This window comes from Pseudomonas sp. UBA5706, from assembly GCF_002419965.1.
Taxonomy (GTDB): domain Bacteria; phylum Pseudomonadota; class Gammaproteobacteria; order Pseudomonadales; family Pseudomonadaceae; genus Aquipseudomonas.
Genome location: NZ_DIHC01000034.1, coordinates 1 through 17,437 on the forward strand (window position 1 = coordinate 1; position 17,437 = coordinate 17,437).

Here is a 17,437-nt window from a genome sequence, read left to right on the forward strand (position 1 = left end):
TTTTACCGGACACTAGTGACGTTCTGCGTGGGAATGCCGCCAGGGACGCTCTGCGTCCCATCGACGCAGAGCATGGGCATGATCATTTACCAGCGTTTCAAACCAACTCGACCTTACGCAGCTCGCTTTTCAGGTAGGCGTAATAAATCGGCCCTGCTACCACGCCGGGTAATCCGAACGCGGCTTCGAATATCAGCATCGCCAGCAGCAATTCCCACGATTTGGCACTGATCTGCCCGCCCACGATGCGCGCGTTGAGAAAGTACTCGACCTTGTGGATCACGATCAGATACCCCAGTGCCGCCAGTGCCACCCAAATGGATAACGACATGCCGACGATGAAAATCAGCGTGTTGGACATCAGGTTACCCACCACCGGCAGCAAGCCCAGCAGGAAGGTCAGCACGATCAGGGTCTTGGTCAGGGGCAGGTGCACGCCACACAACGGCAGGACCACGGCAAGGAAGATCGATGTAAAGGCAGTGTTCAGCAGCGAGATCTTGATTTGCGCGAACACAATGTTGCGAAATGCCTGGCTCAGCAGATGCAGACGCTCGAACAGTGCCGCCGCCAGTGGCTTGCGTTTGGTGACATCGGGAATGCGTTGCAGCGCAATGATCGCCCCGAGCACCATGCCGATCAGCAGTGTCACGAACATGTGCGCCGCGCCTTTGCCCAGCAGTTGCAGCTCGCCGATATGCTTGGTCAGCCAGGCGCTGAGCGACACCTGAAATTCAGTGGCACTGGCCGGCAGGTAGCCATCGATGAACGGCGGCAATTGTCCCCGGGCGCGGTCGACCAGAATCATGAACTTGTCCAGCGATGCTCCCGGGTTCTCGGCCTCATGCAGCACGAAACTGATCGCTCCGGCAAACAGCAACGCCAGCACACTGACCACCAGCGTCCCCAGCAATGCCACCGCCAGCCAACGGGCACGCTCACCGGCAATCAGGCGCTGCAGTTGCGGTGTGAGCATGTCAACGAGTTCGTAGACCAGCAAGCCTGCCAGCAGACTGGGCAGCAATTTGAGCGGCAACACCAGCAGCAAACCAACGAACACAAGGATGCAACTGGCCAGGTACACATGACGCGGCGAAAACGTTGGCATACAGCCTCAAAACGAACGGCTTGAAAAGACGGGCAGTCTGCCAGCGTTCCTGGTCGAGGACCAGCGCCGAAAAGTGTCGTTAGTCGACAGGGCATCGCTTCGCCAACCTCTGGCGCCACACGGCCTGCCGCTGGCGGCGGAATCATGATCGCCGCCTTCGGCAAGCCGCGCTGCTATGTGTTAGGCGGGGTGAGTGACGCTTTACTTTTTCTTCAGGCACTCGCTCATGAAAGTCTTGCGCGCATCGCCCTTCAACGACTGTGTGCTGGCGCTCGTGTTGCAGGTTTTCATCTTCTCCTGCTGGGTGGCGGCTGGCGCAGGAGCGGCTTTCAGGCAGGTGCTCATGAATGCCTTGCGCTCATCGCCCTTCAAGGATTTGGCCGATGCATCGGCGTTGCAGGTGGTCATCTTGTTTTGCTGTGCGGTGGCAGCGAAACCTTGGGAACCCATCAACAGGCCCACGACCAGTAAAGGAACACGGAGCATTTTCATCGACTTTCTCCAGGGACGCCGCGAGTCGCGCAGCATTAAAAATGCAGTGTAGCCAAAGAATGTTGCGTCATATTTCCGAGAAAACCCAAGACGCGGTAGACGTAGTTCCTGACACGTCGATAATGGCGCCTCACTTTACTGCCGGTAACACCATGCAATACCTGTATCCCCTGTTCACCGTCATGATCTGGGCGGGCAACAACGTCATTACCAAAGCTGCCGCCGGACGCATCTTTCCGGCCGAGATCGGGTTTTATCGTTGGCTGCTGGCAGGGCTGCTGTTCACGCCGTTCCTGCTGGGCCCGGTACTGCGTAATCGCGCCGCAATCAGGCCTATCATCGGCAAGGTCGCGATACTGGGCGTGCTGGGCATGGCGATTTATCAGAGCCTTGCGTACTACGCGGCGAACATCACCACCGCAACCAACATGGGCATCATCCTTTCACTGGTGCCAGTGATGACCCTCGGTATGTCGATTGCCAGCCTCGGCACAGCGCTCACCGCAGGCGCATTGGTCGGGGCACTTGTGTCATTCGCAGGGGTGCTGTTGGTGGTGTCGCAAGGCAGTTGGGCGGTGCTTGTCGCGCACGGGGTCAATCTGGGCGACCTGATGATGCTGATCGCAACGCTGGCCTATGCGACATACAGCACGCTGCTAAAGAAGTGGCAGTTGCGCATGCCGCCGCTGCAGTTGCTGTACCTGCAAGTGCTGGTGGCAATCGTTGCGCTGTTTCCGTTCTTTGTGCTGTCACCAAAGACCGGATTGAATGCCGGCAATATCCCTCTGGTGCTCTATGCCTGTATTCCGACCTCGATGGTTGCACCGCTGCTGTGGATGAAAGCCATCGGCATGCTTGGCCCGAGCCGCACGACGCTGTTTTTCAACCTGGTGCCGATTCTCACAGCGCTGGTCGCAGCCCTGGCATTGGGCGAACGACTGGCGTCGTACCATTTCATCGGCGGTGCACTCACGCTAGGCGGCGTGATCCTGGCTGAACGCTGGACCACGCCGCTGCGCAAAGCCGCGATCAGGTGACGCTTCACACCTCGTCGCGATTTTCCGCGCTGTGAATCGACACGTCGGTGATGCCCGCGACATGGGGCAGATCGACATGCGGATTGCCTGCGTCGAGCGGATCGTCATCCAGCGCGACATGGTGCTTCAGCGCCAACTCGTGAACCACTTCGATGATCGGTACATCCAGATTTTCAATCACATCAACGTGATGTTCCCCAGCGAGGGTGTACTCGATTTCATAAAGCTCTTTATCGCTCATCGCACTACTTCCTTAATGACCCCGGATGGGTCGACTGATCACGAACTACGGCTCATAAAGTCAAAGGCCGGCGGCTTTGAGGCGCGCGGCGTGCTCGAGAAACAACCCCACAGGATTTGCCCCCTTGCCCACCAGACCCCAGTGCTGGTTGACGATGTCGAAATGGTCGAGCGGGTAGTCGTCACCGATGACCGTGCCCAGGTGCGAACTGTATCGCCCGACCATGCCATCTGATTGACCTCGCTCTTTCGTGAACGTGCGAGCAAATATTCGACAGGCGAGATTAGTGGTATCCAAGCGGTTCTTGCCGCGATTGGTACGCCCCGGTTGCAAGGTGCCCGACCAGGAGTAGTAGCGCACGCCATTGACCAGTTCCTGGCCGTGACCACCCCAGGTCTGCGGCAGCCCCTGCGGGAATGAAGCATTGAATCGAGCTACGCCGAGGGTGGTCAGGGAGTGGTGCGCAGCGTCGACATCGGTAGGCAAGCGGGTGCCGCGATAGCCGGTATCAAGCGCCGCCAGAATCAGCGCGATCATGCGTATGCCGCCATTGACCAGCCGACCACGCACCGTACCCGGCGGGAAACGCTCCTCAAGATGGTCGGCCAGTTCCGAGCCATGATTGGGGCCGGCGATCGAGGTGACGGATGCCACCAGGTCCGGCCGCACGCCGGCGACGTAGCGAATCGTCAGTGCGCCTTGGCTGTGGCCGATCAAATTGACCTTGGCGGCGCCGGTTTGCTTAAGGATTTGCTGCACTCGCGCCAGCAATTGCTCGCCGCGGATCTCGGTGGAGTTGACTGCCGAGACCATCACTGGAATCGCCGTCGCCCCGCCGCGGCGAAGTGCAGGGACGATGCCGTACCAATACGGATAGCCCCCTAGCCTGACGAACCCCAACAGTCCGGGCACCAGTACGATCGGGTAACGCGTGGCTTGTTCGTGCGTCATGGGCCGTTAATTTCCTGTGTGAGCGGTGTAGCAGGGGTGCATTTCTACAGACACTCGACGCAACCCATCTATCCCTCATGGAAAACCCGGTAATGCCCCATCGCCATCTTTGATCGAACTCTTTTCGTGCGCCGATGCCCATAACTGCAACGGGCCGCTAACGGCTTTTCTTATGGAGTGAAAGGTTATGTACAAGCAATCCCTGGCAGTAGTGTTCGCAATGGCCGCGCTGGCTGGCTGTACATCGACAACCTTGCAAAACCCGGTGGACTACGCGACGTATCGCAATGAGCCGCTGGTCAAGCAAATCGATGACGGCATGACCGAGCAACAAGTGCTGACTATCGGCGGCGAGCCTTCGAACCGCGTACATCGCAAGGTTCACCCAGGCACCTGCAACAACTACATCCTGAACAAGGATGGTCATCAGCAAGCCTATTACGTGACGTTCGGCGCCAATGACCGCGTGGACAGCAAAGGTTTCATGACCTGCGAACAGCGGGAAGCGAATGAGAAGGCGAACTGACCGCCTGATGGCCTGAGGGCAGGCGACCTGCTCGCCCACGCTCAGATAGGCAGCCAAACGTGCCCTGATTGACTGGCTTGCCGGCCTCAAGCTGTTCAGGGCAAGCCTGCTGCCAGCAGACCCGATGCGGCAGCAGGTCACGCCTCAAGCGTCGAAACAGATAAAACTTTGCCCGCGCGTAAGACTCACACCTTAAGACCCGATCTCACCGGGCGCCGGTCAGGCGTAAACGGCCGGCGTATCAAGAGCGAGACGGCAAAACCGTATTAGCCCTGGAGATGAATGATGAGTGATGTGCAGCAATTAACCGATATCAGTATCCTGCGCGAACGTGCGCGTCACAACGTTGAAAACGGCGCTGTGACCGAAGGCTATGACGCCGACCGCGAACAAATCCTGCGCCTGCTCAACGCCTCGCTGGCCACCGAATGGGTCTGCGTGCTGCGTTACAAGCGCCACTACTACATGGCCAAGGGCGTCAAGGCTCAAGTGGCTGCTGCCGAATTCCTGGAGCACTCCGAGCAAGAAGCCCAGCACGCTGACAAACTTGCTGAACGCATCGTGCAACTGGGTGGCGCACCGGAACTGAACCCCGACCTGTTGTCGAAAAACTCTCACGCTCAATACGTGGCAGGCAACACGCTCAAGGAGATGGTGACCGAAGACCTTATCGCCGAGCGTATCGCCATCGACAGCTATCGCGAGATTATTCAATACATTGGCGAGAAAGACCCGACTACACGCCGGATCTTCGAAGAAATCCTCGCTCAGGAAGAAGAACATGCCGACGATATGGCAGATATCCTCGACGGGCTGTAACGCTTCAACAAGATGCAAAAAGCCAGGGCATATGCTCTGGCTTTTTTGTGGGTGCAACGCCTGTAATCGGCCCCCCCTTCCAGCACCGGCAACCGTTTGGACAGGCCTTGGGAAAGAAGAACAACAGGCCTGTAGCCGCCCGGCCTGCCAGCGGTGGCGTCTGATGATCGCCACCGTCGGCAAGCCCTGCACCACAAGATGTGTGAGGTTACTGCACAGTCTTCGGCGCGTTGCCCGAGCGCATCTGCTCCAGCAACGGCGCGCACTGGTTGGGTTCGCCACCGCTAGGCGCCACCAGCGCCAGAAGACCGGCCGCCGGACCCGCCGCCGCGCCGAGCAGAACCATGCCAGCGCCACGCAGTAACAACGGACCAGACTGTACACCCGCGCTCGGCTTGACGAACGGCCCGCGCACGTAAAGCGGGGAGCGCAGGGAGAACAGTCGGAAGCCTTTGGATTGCGGCGTGATCTTCATGTCCAATTGCTCGGTTTTCATGTTCGCCGTGCCATTGATGTAGATGATCGCGTTTTCCGTATCGAATACCGAGAGTTTGGTGGTCGCAAGACCGTCCTTGATGTCCAGGTCCGATGCCGCGCAATTGATCTTCACTTCCTTGTCGCCGAACAAGGTGCCGATGATGTAATTACCCACGTTCAGGCCGGCAATCTCCATCAGGTCACGACTGATCGCCCCGTCATTGACCAACAGCTTGAGCTCGCCGTTGGCAGTGCCCAACAGGGCCGCCACCGAGTTACCTTTGCCACTGATGTCGGCATCGCCGTTAAGCTCGCCAAAGCTGGTCTTCATCGGTTCAAACGTCGGAAACAATTGCTTGAGCTTGAAGTGTCGAGCCGTCAACTTCGCCCGGCCGTCAAGCGGATGGGTATGGCCGTCGAGCTTGATATCAGCGTCCAGCGTGCCACCCGCCACACCGAAGCGCAGCGGTTGCAGAATCAGCTGACCGTTATTGAGTACCACATGGGTATACAGGCCAGTGAACGGCAATTCGGCGCTCTGGACGATTTTCTTGCCGGTGAATTCGACGTCGGCGTCCATCGCGCTCCAGCGATCGGTCTTGAACTCCTCGACCGGCAGCACCTTATCGGCCGGCTGTTTGCTTTCGCCGCCGCGGTTTTTCTGCTCGGCGTTAGAGTCGGCACCAATCAACGGTTTTAGGTCGGCCATTAGCAACTGATTGGAAACCAGCGCGCCGGTCAACTTGGGACGCGGCTGACCGGCAACGAAGCCCAGATCACCGTGAATGTCACTGTTGCCGATCTTGCCATTAAACCCCTTGTACTGGAACGTCGCCCCAGCCGGGTCATGCAGCTTGGCAATCAGGCGGCCATCAGTGGAATAAGGCGGTGAATCCGGCAAGGTCACGCCCGTCAGCGGGTACAGATTGCCGAGGCTGTCACCCGACAATTTCAAACGCAGGTCCAGCTCGCCCAGGTTCTGAGGGTCGGTAACCGTGCCCGCGACCGCCACCCGTGTATGCCCGGCACTGACATCTGCCTGCACTGGAAAAGGCAGTGCCGCGTCTTTCAGCGCGAGTAAGCCACCCACCTTGCCGCTGCCGTCGAGTTTCTGGCCGTGATATTGGCCCTTGGCAGTGAACCCAAATGCATAATCCTGAGCTGAGGCGCCTTTGTCCTGAACCTTCTTGGCCTCACCGCTACCGACGATGTCACTGAACGGAATCGGCTTGCCCAGCGGGTCGACGACGACATCGACCGACGTGTTGATCTTCTGGTCGTTGTAGCTGACCAACCCTTTGTCGAAACCAATCGAGCCGATATCCACGACCCAGCTGGAAGGCTTGGCGTTGGGATCACTCTTGGGCAAGTCAAATACCCAGTTCGCGCGACCGTCAGCCAAGCGCTCGATCTTCGCGTCGGGTTCGGTGAGGTCAATCCGCGGGATGACCACGCGCTGCGCCAGCAACGGCAGCGGTGACAGACGCATATCCACGCGCTTGAGGGTCACCATCTGCGGGGTCTTCGACCACTCGGGGTTACCCAGCGCAATGTCTTCGGCCGACATATGCGGCCACGGTATCCACGCGCGCCAGCCCCCTTCATCCGGCTCACGACGCCAGTTCACCGCCAGATTGCCATTAATGGCGAACGGCCGATGCAACTCGGCGGAGACCTTTTCATTGATGGTCGGCTTAAGCCGGTTCCAGTCGAAGGTTGCGATCACGATGATCAGTATGGCCAGCAACAGCAGCAGAATGCCGACTGTCCAGGCAAAAATCTTACGGCCTCGCGTCATTGCGTTTTCCCCCTTATACCGACGGCCCATCCTGGACACGTCTCACACGTCGTAGCCCTTCGACTGACAAAAAGGCTGTGGGTTTGATGAAATGCAGAACTTGGCGTGCGAATAGTTCCGTATACCCGATTCGGGACGCTTGCAAATCTGCCTGCAAGCGCTCGCCGATGCAGCTTCAGACCCCGTCTTATAAGGGCTAGCAGGCTTAATCAATTCTGTCGATGGTGACCATCAGCTCTTTGAACTTCTTTATAAACACCTGGCCGGTAAAAATAGCCCCACGTTCACCACACGCACTTATCACGAGCAACATCCCATGAAACGCCAACTGATCGCGTTGACACTTTCGCTTCTCGCTTCAAGCGCGTTCGCCATGCCAGCGAGCCAACAGCCCCTCGGCGAAATGCACACTGCTCGACAGGCTGGCCTGCCGACCCTGGCCCAGGACGCGCCGAACCGCTTGATCAATCAATATCAACGCGTCGCCGACAACGGTCCCGATCGGCTGGTACAGCAATACCAGCGCGTATCCTGAGTGATCGCCGAGTCGATGACACCGTCCAAGCCTGGCCCAGAAGCCGGGCTTTTCAGTTCCGGCGACACCAACCCGGTTCGACGTCGTGCAAACGCATTTGCTAGAGTGCTGCCCATTCTTCCATCAGATGCCGCTCGCCCCATGTTGCCCCGCGCCGAACAGAAACAGCAGACTCGCCACGCCCTGCTCGATGCAGCCAGGGGTCTGATGGAGAGTGGCCGCGGTTTTGGCAGCCTGAGCCTGCGAGAAGTGGCGAAGACGGCCGGCATCGTACCCACGGGCTTCTATCGCCACTTCGACGACATGGACCACCTCGGTCTGGCGCTGGTCAGTGAAGTCGGCCAGACCTTCCGTGAAACCATCCGCCTGGTAAGGCGCAACGAAAACACCAACGGCGGGATCATCGATGCATCGGTGCGGATCTTTCTGGATGTGGTGGCGGCCAACCGCTCGCAGTTTCTGTTCCTGGCTCGCGAGCAATACGGCGGTTCGCTGAAGGTGCGTCAGGCGTTGGGGGCGCTGCGCGAAGCGATCATCGCCGACCTTGCGACGGACTTGGCGTCGATGTCGAAATTTCATCACCTGAACACCGATGACCTGTCGGTGATGGCGGACCTGGTGGTCAAAAGTGTGTTTGCCATGCTGCCTGAACTCATTGACCCACCGCCGGTGACTCTGGCAGAGCACCTTACCCCGCGTGCCAAGATTACCCAGCAACTGCGCTTCATCTTCATCGGCGCCAAGCGCTGGCAGGGGCTTGGGAGCATCGAATAACGCTCTAAGTCCCGCGTGCATCGGGCCACACGGAACGCTGCAGGGCCCAGGTAACTGGAAGGCACGCCGGATTAAAGCGTTCGGAATCGGTGCAGCAACAGTGTGCGCGCACCATAAAAGAGCACGCCAACGCCCTGCTATAAATCACATCACCGCGCTCACCGGCTAATTCCTGACTAAGCTGTCATTTGGCAAGCCACTTGCTCTGGCTTACGCATCGCACATTGCTGGAAGTTTTCCGATGCTGGTGATTCATCAACGTATCGAACCTCAGGCCGCATGGACCGCCGAGCTGCATTTGAATTTCGAGGCGCGCAGCAAGAGTCGCCTGCGCTGCTTCAGCGCCGCAGGCGAAGACGTGGGCCTGTTTCTGGAACGCGGGCAGCCACCGCTGCGCGACGGGGATTTTCTCAAGGCTGAAGATGGCCGGATCGTGCGCGTCTGTGCCCGCCCCGAACAACTGATGCACGTCACCTGCAGCAACGCCTTCGAATTGACTCGCGCCGCCTATCACTTGGGTAACCGCCACGTCGCGCTGCAAGTCGGCGACGGCTGGCTGCGCCTGCTCGACGATTACGTGCTCAAGGCCATGCTCGATCAACTGGGCGCGACTACCGAATCCATTGAAGCGCCATTCCAGCCGGAACATGGCGCCTATGGTGGCGGCCATCATCACTCCCGCGCCGGAGAAGAGGACTTCAATTACGCACCGCGCATTCATCAATTCGGCGTGCGCACATGAACAAGGCCTGGGCGCTGCTGCGTCTGGCCAGCCCGCAATTGCCCATCGGCGGCTACAGCTATTCGCAGGGTCTGGAGATGGCCGTGGAGCAGTCCATCGTCAGCGATCCACCCAGCGCCGCTCGCTGGATCGGTGACCAACTGTTGCTCAACCTCGCACGCTTCGAAGCGCCCTTGTTGCTGGCCCATTGCACGGCGGCTGCCGAAGACGATTGGGCAACCTTGCACCGATTGAGCGACCAACACCGCGCCAGTCGGGAAACCCGCGAGTTGCATCTGGAAAGTCGGCAAATGGGTTACTCGTTGCAGCAGTTGCTCTACGGGTTGCCCGAACTGGATCAGGCGGCACGTGACTGTCTGCAACAGGTCGAGCAACCGCATCTTGCGCTCGGGTGGGCGCTGGCGGCCCGCGCCTGGCAAATCGAGCCACAGGATGCCCTGGCCGCCTGGCTCTGGAGCTGGCTGGAAAACCAACTGGCGGTGTTGATGAAAACCCTGCCGTTGGGTCAACAGGCCGCGCAACGGCTGACCAGCGAGCTGACACCGCTGCTGCAGAACGCGCAGCAGCATGCCACCGGGCTTGACCCCGAATACATTGGCAGTGCCCCGTTCGGCCTGGCGCTGGCGAGCATGGCCCACGAGCGTCAGTACAGCCGCCTGTTTCGCTCCTGACTGCTTGCGCCGCATTACCTAGCACTGCAACACGAACCGCATAAGAAGATAACGGAGAGCATTTCATGAACAGCCAACCTTTGCGCGTCGGCATCGGCGGCCCGGTCGGGTCCGGCAAGACCGCCCTGACGCTTGCCCTGTGCCTGGCGCTGCGCGATCGCTACAACCTCGCCGTGGTGACCAATGACATCTATACCCGCGAAGACGCTGATTTTCTGGTGCGCAATGAGGCCCTGGCGCCCGAGCGCATCATTGGCGTGGAAACCGGCGGCTGCCCGCACACGGCGATTCGCGAGGACGCCTCGATCAACCTCGAAGCCGTGGACCAGTTGAATCGTCGATTTGCAGGGCTTGACCTGATCATCGTTGAGTCGGGCGGTGACAACCTTTCCGCGACGTTCAGCCCTGAGCTGTCGGACCTGACGATTTACGTGATCGACGTTTCGGCAGGCGACAAGCTGCCACGCAAGGGCGGTCCGGGTATCTGCAAATCCGATCTGCTGGTGATCAACAAGATCGACCTGGCACCGCTGGTGGGTGCGTCGCTGGAGATGATGGACCGCGACACCCGGAAGATGCGTGGCGACAAGCCGTTCGTATTCAGCAACCAGAAGACCGGACATGGCCTCACGGACATCGTCGCCTTCATCGAACGCCAGGGTCTGCTGACCGCCGCCTGATTTCATTTACTAAGGAAGACCATTGATGAAGTGCAAAAAAAATTTGGGCAAACACGTCTTTGGCGCGCTGGCGCTGTTGCTGGTTCCGGCGCTCGCCTTCGCCCACCCTGGCCACGATGAAAGCGGGCTAATGGCGGGTATCAGCCACCCATTGGGCGGCGTCGATCACCTGCTGGCGATGATTGCCGTCGGCTTGTGGGCGGCGCAGCAGAAAGGCGCAGCGCGCTGGGCCCTGCCTTGTACATTCGTCGCCGCCATGCTGATCGGCGGGCTGCTGGGCTTCGAAGGACTGGAACTGCCGGCGCTGGAAAGCGGCATTGCGGCCTCGGTGTTCGCACTGGGTCTGGCCGTGGCGCTGGCTGTGCGGCCGCCGCTGTTCGTGGCAGTCGCTGCGACTGCGTTGTTCGCGATTTTTCACGGCGTGGCGCACGGGCTGGAACTGCCTGAGATGTCCAGCCCCTGGGGTTACGCACTGGGCTTCATCGGCGCCACCGCTGCCCTGCACGCTGCCGGTTATGCCGTCGTGCGTTTGCTGCCAGCGGCGGCTGCACCGGTTGTACGGATTGCCGGAGCGATGTCAGCTGCTACCGGCGTGTGGTTGTTCGCGGGCTGAACAACGACTCGAATTCCGCTTGCCTCGTGCCTCTGTGGTCTCAACAGCGTTCGCGCCTCTTTGGCCCGACGCAATCCCCGTGGGAGACGCCGGAGGTTACGACGGCAGCGAAGCCATCATTCAGATTACTCAGCACCGGCTGACCCACCGCATTCTCCACTGTCGCACAGCTCCAGAAGCCCACAGGTTCAGCAGTGTTCTCACCTACACAGGCTCGCGGCGTTTGTATCTGTACAGGTCGGCATTTCATCCAATGCAGATGTGCTCCTGACTCAACATCCCCGCCTCCTGCTACCATGTCGCGCCATTTGCCCCATTGCTGCGACGACATCCGATGCCTGACGCTTCTCTCAACGCCGCCAAGTCCCAAATGTCCGCCGTGTTCTCCACTGTGGAGCATCACTTCATGACGGTGATCGTGCCGCTTTGGCAGGGGCCTGGCTGGAATGCCGAGATGGCGTTGCCTTACGAGGCGCTGGACGCGCAGCACCAGCCACTGGCGCCGCAGCGTTATCGGGCCATGGCGTGTGCGCGGCAGCTGTTCCTGTTCTCCAGCCTGATGGGCCACCCGTGCGTTCCGGATGCGCAGGTACGTGCGTCTGCGCTGTTCCGCTCGCTGCAACGGCATTTCCACGATGCCGAGCACGGCGGGTGGTTTTACAGCATTGATCCACAGGGTGCCCCGCTCGACCGGCGCAAGGATCTCTACACTCACGCCTTTATCATCTTCGCTTGCGCGCATTACTGGGCGAAGGTGCGTGAGCCGCTGGTGGAATCGGTACTCAACGCTGCTCTGAACGTCGTGGCCGAGCGATTTGCCGATGGCGACGGTCTCTATGAGGCCGTGCTGAACGAAGACTGGTCATCGCTCGATGCCGGGCCGCTGCAAAACCCGCTCATGCACCTGGCTGAGGCTTTTCTGGCGACACTGCAAGTGCGCGAAGACGCCAACACCCTGACAGCCCTGGATGCTCTGGTAGAAGCCATGCAGCGGCGCTTTGTCGATGTCGAACACGGGGTGATGCTGGAGAAGCCGCTCGGCGCGGTGGATAACTGGTCCGAGCCGGGGCATCAGTTCGAGTGGTTCTATTTGCTGGAATCCTCAGAACACCTGCGCGACACGCCCCTGCATCGCTCGCTGACCCGCGCTTTCGCCCGCGCACAGGCTCAGGGGGTCGATGCGGTCGGCGGCGCAGTGGTCGCGATGCTGGAGGTGGATGGTTCGGTGAAAGACGGCACTCAGCGCATCTGGGCGCAGGCTGAATACCTGCGCGCGTTGACCCTGCGTCCTGACAATCAGGCAACGTTGGCCTGTCAGTTGAACGCGCTGCGGCAGCGCTTTCTGCATCCGCTTGGCTGGCACGAATGCCTGGACGGCGAGGGCCACATCAGCCGCAGCGACATGCCCTCGACCACGCCTTATCACCTGGCGACCTGCTATATCGGGCTGGCGGAGTATTTTAAGGCCTGACCCAAACAGGCTGGAGCCAGCAAGCCGGCTCCTGCAGTCATGCGCCACGCTGCAACGCCAGCCTGTTACTTGGCCTCCCCACGCGAACGATCAATCGAGAAGCCTGCCCAGGTCTGGCTCACTGGCATCAGTTCCAGATTGTTTACATTGACGTGGGCTGGCGTGTTCATGATCCAGAAGATGGTTTCGGCAATGTCCTGCGGCTGGATCGGTTCGGCACCGGCGTAGGTCGCGTCGTACTTGGCCTGGTCGCCACCGAAACGCACCATTGAGAACTCGCTCTCGCACAGGCCCGGCTCAAGGTTGGTCACGCGTACGCCGGTGCCGACCAGATCATTACGCAGGTTCAGCGAGAACTGTCCGACAAACGCTTTAGTGCCGCCATACACATTACCGCCCGGGTACGGATAATTGCCCGCTACCGACCCCAGATTGACGATGCTGGCCCCGCGACCGTAGGCGATCAGACGAGACAGCAGCGTACGGGTAGTGTAGACCAGCCCTTTGACGTTGGTGTCGATCATGGTGTCCCAGTCATCCAGATCGCATTTGGGCGCAGGGTCGATACCCAAGGCCAGACCTGCGTTGTTGATCAGGCCGCGAATCTTCGCGAACTCGGCCGGCAGACCTTCGACGGCTTTCTCCACGGCCACGCGATCGCGCACATCCAGCGTCAAGGTATGAACCTTGGTCTGCTTCGACAATTCGGTGCTCAGGGCCTGCAGGCGATCCTCACGACGCCCGGTCAGCACCAGCGACCAGCCCGCCTCTGCAAAGCGTCGCGCGCAGGCTTCGCCAAACCCGGAAGTGGCACCGGTAATGAACACGGTAGAAGTCATGTGGTTCTCCTGACTGGATACGGGCTTATGAATAAGCGTGGATTAACGCAAATGTCTTGCGTGTAGGAAAGTTCTGGAGAATGCCCGCGCCAATGGCTATGGATCAAGCCCAAGGCGAATAATCGTCCTACTACGCGCTCACCCTGGCCAAACTGATCAAAAAACATACAGCGCGATCAACGCCATATGCCCCGTGGCCTGGACGCAGTTTTGCCCACGTTATCCACAGTCAGGCCCACAAAAACCGGGGGCAACCTTGAAACGTGCAAGCCACGTCATACGGGGCCTGTGGGCACATCACCTACCGATTTCTCTTGACCCGCGCCCGCGTATCTGTACATAAATCAACGACGCATCCCGTCGACAGACAGGATCCAGCTGACAAGCCTAGAGATGGCGCTACCTGCGGCGGTCTTTCCAAGGGTTGCACACAGAGTTATCCACAGGCGTGCGCACATCGTTAGCTGTATAAAAAACCAGCTAAGCAAGCGTTGACAACTCGCCTCAAAATACCTTTCGAACCCACTGATCAATAATTAACCACCGCGCTACACACCACGTATAACGAGGCCTGTAGCCAACTGCCACCAACTTATTCACAGCCACTTCCACAGTAATTCTGAACAAGTCAAAACAGTGACAAAACAACCATTTGCAGCGGCTATATGTCGCGCTTTAACAGCTGTTCAAAATTGTTTTCCACAATTTCAATCCTGAAAAAAAATGCCCCGTGTGCGATCCACCGGGGCATTGTTTTTGGGATTGCTGGTGAAGGCGTCAATGCCCGCCAAGATAAGCGTTTCTGACCTCTTCGTTGCTCAGTAACTCCTGGCCCGTGCCTGTCAGTCGAATCTCGCCATTGACCATTACATAGGCCCGATCCGACAGCTTCAGCGCGTGGTTGGCGTTCTGCTCGACCAGAAAGATCGTCATCCCGGTCTTCGCCAGTTCGCGCAGTGTGGAGAAGATCTGTTTAACGATGATCGGCGCCAGGCCCAGGCTCGGTTCATCCAGCAGCAGCAACTTGGGCCGGCTCATCAACGCACGGGCGATGGCCAGCATCTGTTGCTCGCCGCCGGACATGGTCATCGCCCGCTGGTTACGCCGCTCCTTGAGCCGCGGAAACAACTCGAACATGCGCTGCATGTCTTCGCTGGCGTACTTATCCCCAATCGGGATCGTGCCCATCATCAGGTTCTCTTCTACAGACATGTCGGGGAACACGCGTCGGCCTTCAGGCGATTGAGCAATGCCGTTGGACGCAATGTAGTGCGACGACTTTTGGGTGATGTCCGTGCCCTGGTAGATAATCTGCCCGCTGGCGGCACGCGGCTGGCCAAAGATCGACATCAGCAGCGTGGATTTACCCGCGCCATTGGAACCGATCAGGCTGACGGTTTCGCCTTCGTCGATATGCATCGAGACTTTTTTCAGGGCCTGAATCGGCCCGTAATACACATCGATCTCTTTGAGTTCGAGGATCGGCTTATTCATACCAGCTCCTCTTCATCAGCACCCAGATACGCCGCGATCACCTTCGGATCGTTACGGATCTGCTCCGGCTTGCCTTTGGCAATGACGTTGCCGTGGTCAAGCACGACGATGTCGTCGGAAATCCCCATGACCATGCCCATGTCGTGCTCGATCAGCACGATGGTCATGTCATGGTCGTCGCGCAGGTGACGGATCATGCTGCTTAGCGCTTCGGTTTCCTGGGGGTTCAGGCCGGCCGCCGGTTCGTCCAGGCAGATCACCTGCGGGCGGGTGCACATGGCCCGGGCAATCTCCAGACGCCGTTGCTGGCCGTAGGAAAGCTCACCGGCCAAGCGGTTGGCACAGTCCACCAGGTCCACCACTTCCAGCCAATAGAACGCCGTGTTCATGGCGTCATCTTCGGCCTTGCGGTAACCCTTGGTGTTGAGGATCCCGGCAATCATGTTGCGATTGACCCACATGTGCTGAGCCACCAGCAGGTTCTCGACGACCGACATTTCCTTGAACAGCCGAATATTCTGGAAAGTGCGCGCCAGCCCTGCGCGGTTCACCAGGTGCGTGCCGCCGAACATCTTGTAGAACAGGCGGCTGCCGAAACGCTTGGGCGAGGCGAAATCGCTGGCGCGGAACTGCTCACCGAGCAGCTGGATCACGTTGGTTTTCTTGCCCCGCGCATTCAGCTCGATGCGCCCGCCAGTGGCTTTGTAAAAGCCGGTCAGGCAGTTGAACACTGTGGTCTTGCCTGCGCCATTAGGGCCGATCAAGGCGAAGATCGAGTTACGACGTACCTGCAAGCTCACGTCGCTGAGGGCCTTGATGCCACCGAAGTGCATCATCAGGTTCTCCACGGATAGAACGATTTCGTCGCTCATCACGCGCCCTCCACATTGGCCAACACGCCTTTGCGTGGCTGAACGCCGGTGCGGCTGATGCGGATCAGGCCCCGTGGGCGCCAGATCATCATCAGCACCATCAGGATGCCAAACAGCAGCACGCGATATTCGGCAAAGCTGCGCAACATTTCCGGAGCGACGGTGAGCACGAACGCGGCGATCACCACGCCCACGGTGGAACCCATGCCGCCCAGGACGACGATGGCCAGGATCAGCGCAGACTCGAAGAAGGTGAACGAGGTCGGGTTGACGAAGCCTTGGTAGCTGGCAAAGAACACCCCGGCCAGGCCGGCAGTGGACGCGCCGATGGTGAACGCCGAGAGCTTGACCAGTACGTGGTTCAGGCCCATGGAGCGGCACGCGATTTCGTCTTCGCGCAGGGCTTCCCAGGCACGGCCGACCGGCATACGGGTCAGCCGGTGCTTGATGTACAGCACGGCCAGTACCACAAGGAACAGCACAGCGTAGATGAAGACGAATTTCAGATTCGGGTTGTAATCGAAGCCAAAGTACTCATGGATCGGCACCCCGCCGTCCTTGGCACGACGCCCGAATTCCAGGCCGAAGAAGGTCGGAGAAGGCACGGGGACGCCGTTCGGACCGCCAGTGAACGACAGCCAGTTATTGAGCACCAGACGAATGATCTCACCGAAACCCAGGGTCACGATGGCCAGGTAATCGCCGTGCATGCGTAATACCGGAAAGCCGAGGATGCATCCGGCGAAAGCCGCAGCAATGGCCGCCAGCGGCAGCGCCGACCAGAACCCCAGGCCCAGATACTGGTAACCCAGTGCCAGGCCGTACGCACCAATGGCATAGAACGCCACGTAGCCCAGATCGAGCAGCCCGGCCAGGCCCACTACGATGTTCAGGCCAAGACCCAGCAGCACGTAGATTAGGCCGAGGATGACCACGGTCAGCACGTACTTGTCAGCGAACACCGGGAAGATCACGGCGATCAGGATCATCAATGGAATGATGAAGCGCAGCCGAGTCTTATAGCCCGGTGGCAGTACGTGCACGCCGGAGCCGGAGCTTTCGAAGCTTTGGGCAATGGCCACGCCTTTAGGCGTTTGCAAGAACAGGCTCATCAGAAAACGACCAACCACGACCACGCCAACCAGCACGGCAACACGCCCCGGCTGCATATTGAAGCCGTAGCCGTCCAGGACGATGCCGACGATCGGGCCGAATACAATCAGCGCCAGCAGACCGGCAACCACCGCGTCGATCACGCTTTGTTTGATATCGATGGGTTTGACAGGAGCAGACATGA

Annotated in this window: 19 protein-coding genes; 10 read left to right on the forward strand and 9 right to left on the reverse strand. The window is 59.3% G+C overall.

From position 1 onward, the window contains the following. Positions 1 to 97 precede the first annotated feature (97 nt). Both B3I26_RS16125 and B3I26_RS16130 read right to left on the reverse strand, forming a co-directional pair. Positions 98 to 1,108: an AI-2E family transporter gene (locus tag B3I26_RS16125; RefSeq protein ID WP_296259009.1), complete on the reverse strand. Its 1,011-nt coding sequence runs from the start codon at positions 1,106 to 1,108 to the stop codon at positions 98 to 100. A 201-nt stretch (positions 1,109 to 1,309) separates the two neighbouring features. Then, a complete protein-coding gene (locus B3I26_RS16130) occupies positions 1,310 to 1,600 on the reverse strand; it encodes a PsiF family protein (RefSeq protein WP_296259011.1) in 291 nt (96 codons plus the stop codon). Between the two features lie 152 nt (positions 1,601 to 1,752). Between B3I26_RS16130 and B3I26_RS16135 the strand changes: the two genes are divergently transcribed. Further along, positions 1,753 to 2,637 (forward strand): DMT family transporter, encoded by an 885-nt coding sequence (locus B3I26_RS16135; RefSeq protein WP_296259168.1) that lies wholly within the window; start codon positions 1,753 to 1,755, stop codon positions 2,635 to 2,637. Between the two features lie 4 nt (positions 2,638 to 2,641). Here B3I26_RS16135 and B3I26_RS16140 read toward each other — a convergent pair whose 3' ends face one another. Then, entirely contained in the window at positions 2,642 to 2,878 is a 237-nt protein-coding gene (locus B3I26_RS16140) for a hypothetical protein (protein WP_296259013.1), read from the reverse strand. Between the two features lie 60 nt (positions 2,879 to 2,938). Continuing rightward, complete coding sequence (locus tag B3I26_RS16145) at positions 2,939 to 3,829, reverse strand: esterase/lipase family protein (protein WP_296259014.1); 891 nt, start codon at positions 3,827 to 3,829, stop codon at positions 2,939 to 2,941. Between the two features lie 187 nt (positions 3,830 to 4,016). Here B3I26_RS16145 and osmE point away from each other — a divergent pair, with 187 nt between their 5' ends. Both osmE and B3I26_RS16155 read left to right on the forward strand, forming a co-directional pair. After that, a complete protein-coding gene (gene osmE, locus B3I26_RS16150; RefSeq protein WP_296259015.1) occupies positions 4,017 to 4,355 on the forward strand; it encodes an osmotically-inducible lipoprotein OsmE in 339 nt (112 codons plus the stop codon). A 285-nt stretch (positions 4,356 to 4,640) separates the two neighbouring features. Continuing rightward, positions 4,641 to 5,174 (forward strand): ferritin-like domain-containing protein, encoded by a 534-nt coding sequence (locus tag B3I26_RS16155; protein WP_409522037.1) that lies wholly within the window; start codon positions 4,641 to 4,643, stop codon positions 5,172 to 5,174. A 208-nt stretch (positions 5,175 to 5,382) separates the two neighbouring features. Here B3I26_RS16155 and B3I26_RS16160 read toward each other — a convergent pair whose 3' ends face one another. Then, a complete protein-coding gene (locus B3I26_RS16160; RefSeq protein ID WP_296259017.1) occupies positions 5,383 to 7,449 on the reverse strand; it encodes an AsmA family protein in 2,067 nt (688 codons plus the stop codon). Positions 7,450 to 7,765: 316 nt separating this feature from the next. Here B3I26_RS16160 and B3I26_RS16165 point away from each other — a divergent pair, with 316 nt between their 5' ends. The 7 genes from B3I26_RS16165 to B3I26_RS16195 all read left to right on the forward strand — a co-directional run bounded on the left by B3I26_RS16165 (position 7,766) and on the right by B3I26_RS16195 (position 12,935). Further along, positions 7,766 to 7,984: a hypothetical protein gene (locus B3I26_RS16165; RefSeq protein WP_296259018.1), complete on the forward strand. Its 219-nt coding sequence runs from the start codon at positions 7,766 to 7,768 to the stop codon at positions 7,982 to 7,984. A 141-nt stretch (positions 7,985 to 8,125) separates the two neighbouring features. Then, the gene (locus tag B3I26_RS16170) at positions 8,126 to 8,758 is read left to right on the forward strand and encodes a TetR family transcriptional regulator (protein ID WP_296259020.1); all 633 of its coding nucleotides are present in this window, start codon (positions 8,126 to 8,128) and stop codon (positions 8,756 to 8,758) included. A gap of 241 nt (positions 8,759 to 8,999) precedes the next feature. Continuing rightward, positions 9,000 to 9,500: an urease accessory protein UreE gene (gene ureE, locus B3I26_RS16175; RefSeq protein ID WP_296259021.1), complete on the forward strand. Its 501-nt coding sequence runs from the start codon at positions 9,000 to 9,002 to the stop codon at positions 9,498 to 9,500. Beyond that, positions 9,497 to 10,171: an urease accessory protein UreF gene (locus B3I26_RS16180; RefSeq protein WP_296259023.1), complete on the forward strand. Its 675-nt coding sequence runs from the start codon at positions 9,497 to 9,499 to the stop codon at positions 10,169 to 10,171. The genes ureE and B3I26_RS16180 overlap by 4 nt, the downstream gene beginning before the upstream one ends. A 65-nt stretch (positions 10,172 to 10,236) precedes the next feature. Beyond that, complete coding sequence (ureG, locus tag B3I26_RS16185) at positions 10,237 to 10,851, forward strand: urease accessory protein UreG (protein ID WP_133750888.1); 615 nt, start codon at positions 10,237 to 10,239, stop codon at positions 10,849 to 10,851. 25 nt (positions 10,852 to 10,876) lie between these two features. Further along, complete coding sequence (locus B3I26_RS16190) at positions 10,877 to 11,464, forward strand: HupE/UreJ family protein (protein ID WP_296259025.1); 588 nt, start codon at positions 10,877 to 10,879, stop codon at positions 11,462 to 11,464. Positions 11,465 to 11,798: 334 nt separating this feature from the next. Continuing rightward, entirely contained in the window at positions 11,799 to 12,935 is a 1,137-nt protein-coding gene (locus B3I26_RS16195; protein ID WP_296259027.1) for an AGE family epimerase/isomerase, read from the forward strand. Between the two features lie 65 nt (positions 12,936 to 13,000). On the opposite strand, the gene B3I26_RS16200 is transcribed toward B3I26_RS16195, so the two are convergent. The 4 genes from B3I26_RS16200 to livM all read right to left on the reverse strand — a co-directional run bounded on the left by B3I26_RS16200 (position 13,001) and on the right by livM (position 17,435). After that, entirely contained in the window at positions 13,001 to 13,774 is a 774-nt protein-coding gene (locus tag B3I26_RS16200) for an SDR family oxidoreductase (RefSeq protein ID WP_296259028.1), read from the reverse strand. Positions 13,775 to 14,551: 777 nt separating this feature from the next. Then, positions 14,552 to 15,268 carry an ABC transporter ATP-binding protein gene (locus B3I26_RS16205; RefSeq protein WP_296259030.1) on the reverse strand — a complete coding sequence of 239 codons (717 nt, stop codon included), beginning with the start codon at positions 15,266 to 15,268 and terminating at the stop codon, positions 14,552 to 14,554. Continuing rightward, positions 15,265 to 16,140, reverse strand: coding sequence for an ABC transporter ATP-binding protein (locus tag B3I26_RS16210; protein WP_296259032.1), 876 nt, complete (start codon positions 16,138 to 16,140; stop codon positions 15,265 to 15,267). The genes B3I26_RS16205 and B3I26_RS16210 overlap by 4 nt, the downstream gene beginning before the upstream one ends. Further along, positions 16,140 to 17,435, reverse strand: a complete 1,296-nt coding sequence (gene livM, locus B3I26_RS16215; protein ID WP_296259034.1) for a high-affinity branched-chain amino acid ABC transporter permease LivM — start codon at positions 17,433 to 17,435, stop codon at positions 16,140 to 16,142. The genes B3I26_RS16210 and livM overlap by 1 nt, the downstream gene beginning before the upstream one ends. Positions 17,436 to 17,437 lie beyond the last annotated feature (2 nt).

Coding starts and splice junctions, on each gene's coding strand:
- B3I26_RS16125 (WP_296259009.1), bottom strand. CDS start 1,108: ATGCCAACGTTTTCGCCGCGTCATGTGTACCTGGCCAGTTGCATCCTT.
- B3I26_RS16130 (WP_296259011.1), bottom strand. CDS start 1,600: ATGAAAATGCTCCGTGTTCCTTTACTGGTCGTGGGCCTGTTGATGGGT.
- B3I26_RS16135 (WP_296259168.1), top strand. CDS start 1,753: ATGCAATACCTGTATCCCCTGTTCACCGTCATGATCTGGGCGGGCAAC.
- B3I26_RS16140 (WP_296259013.1), bottom strand. CDS start 2,878: ATGAGCGATAAAGAGCTTTATGAAATCGAGTACACCCTCGCTGGGGAA.
- B3I26_RS16145 (WP_296259014.1), bottom strand. CDS start 3,829: ATGACGCACGAACAAGCCACGCGTTACCCGATCGTACTGGTGCCCGGA.
- osmE (WP_296259015.1), top strand. CDS start 4,017: ATGTACAAGCAATCCCTGGCAGTAGTGTTCGCAATGGCCGCGCTGGCT.
- B3I26_RS16155 (WP_409522037.1), top strand. CDS start 4,641: ATGAGTGATGTGCAGCAATTAACCGATATCAGTATCCTGCGCGAACGT.
- B3I26_RS16160 (WP_296259017.1), bottom strand. CDS start 7,449: ATGACGCGAGGCCGTAAGATTTTTGCCTGGACAGTCGGCATTCTGCTG.
- B3I26_RS16165 (WP_296259018.1), top strand. CDS start 7,766: ATGAAACGCCAACTGATCGCGTTGACACTTTCGCTTCTCGCTTCAAGC.
- B3I26_RS16170 (WP_296259020.1), top strand. CDS start 8,126: ATGTTGCCCCGCGCCGAACAGAAACAGCAGACTCGCCACGCCCTGCTC.
- ureE (WP_296259021.1), top strand. CDS start 9,000: ATGCTGGTGATTCATCAACGTATCGAACCTCAGGCCGCATGGACCGCC.
- B3I26_RS16180 (WP_296259023.1), top strand. CDS start 9,497: ATGAACAAGGCCTGGGCGCTGCTGCGTCTGGCCAGCCCGCAATTGCCC.
- ureG (WP_133750888.1), top strand. CDS start 10,237: ATGAACAGCCAACCTTTGCGCGTCGGCATCGGCGGCCCGGTCGGGTCC.
- B3I26_RS16190 (WP_296259025.1), top strand. CDS start 10,877: ATGAAGTGCAAAAAAAATTTGGGCAAACACGTCTTTGGCGCGCTGGCG.
- B3I26_RS16195 (WP_296259027.1), top strand. CDS start 11,799: ATGCCTGACGCTTCTCTCAACGCCGCCAAGTCCCAAATGTCCGCCGTG.
- B3I26_RS16200 (WP_296259028.1), bottom strand. CDS start 13,774: ATGACTTCTACCGTGTTCATTACCGGTGCCACTTCCGGGTTTGGCGAA.
- B3I26_RS16205 (WP_296259030.1), bottom strand. CDS start 15,268: ATGAATAAGCCGATCCTCGAACTCAAAGAGATCGATGTGTATTACGGG.
- B3I26_RS16210 (WP_296259032.1), bottom strand. CDS start 16,140: ATGAGCGACGAAATCGTTCTATCCGTGGAGAACCTGATGATGCACTTC.
- livM (WP_296259034.1), bottom strand. CDS start 17,435: ATGTCTGCTCCTGTCAAACCCATCGATATCAAACAAAGCGTGATCGAC.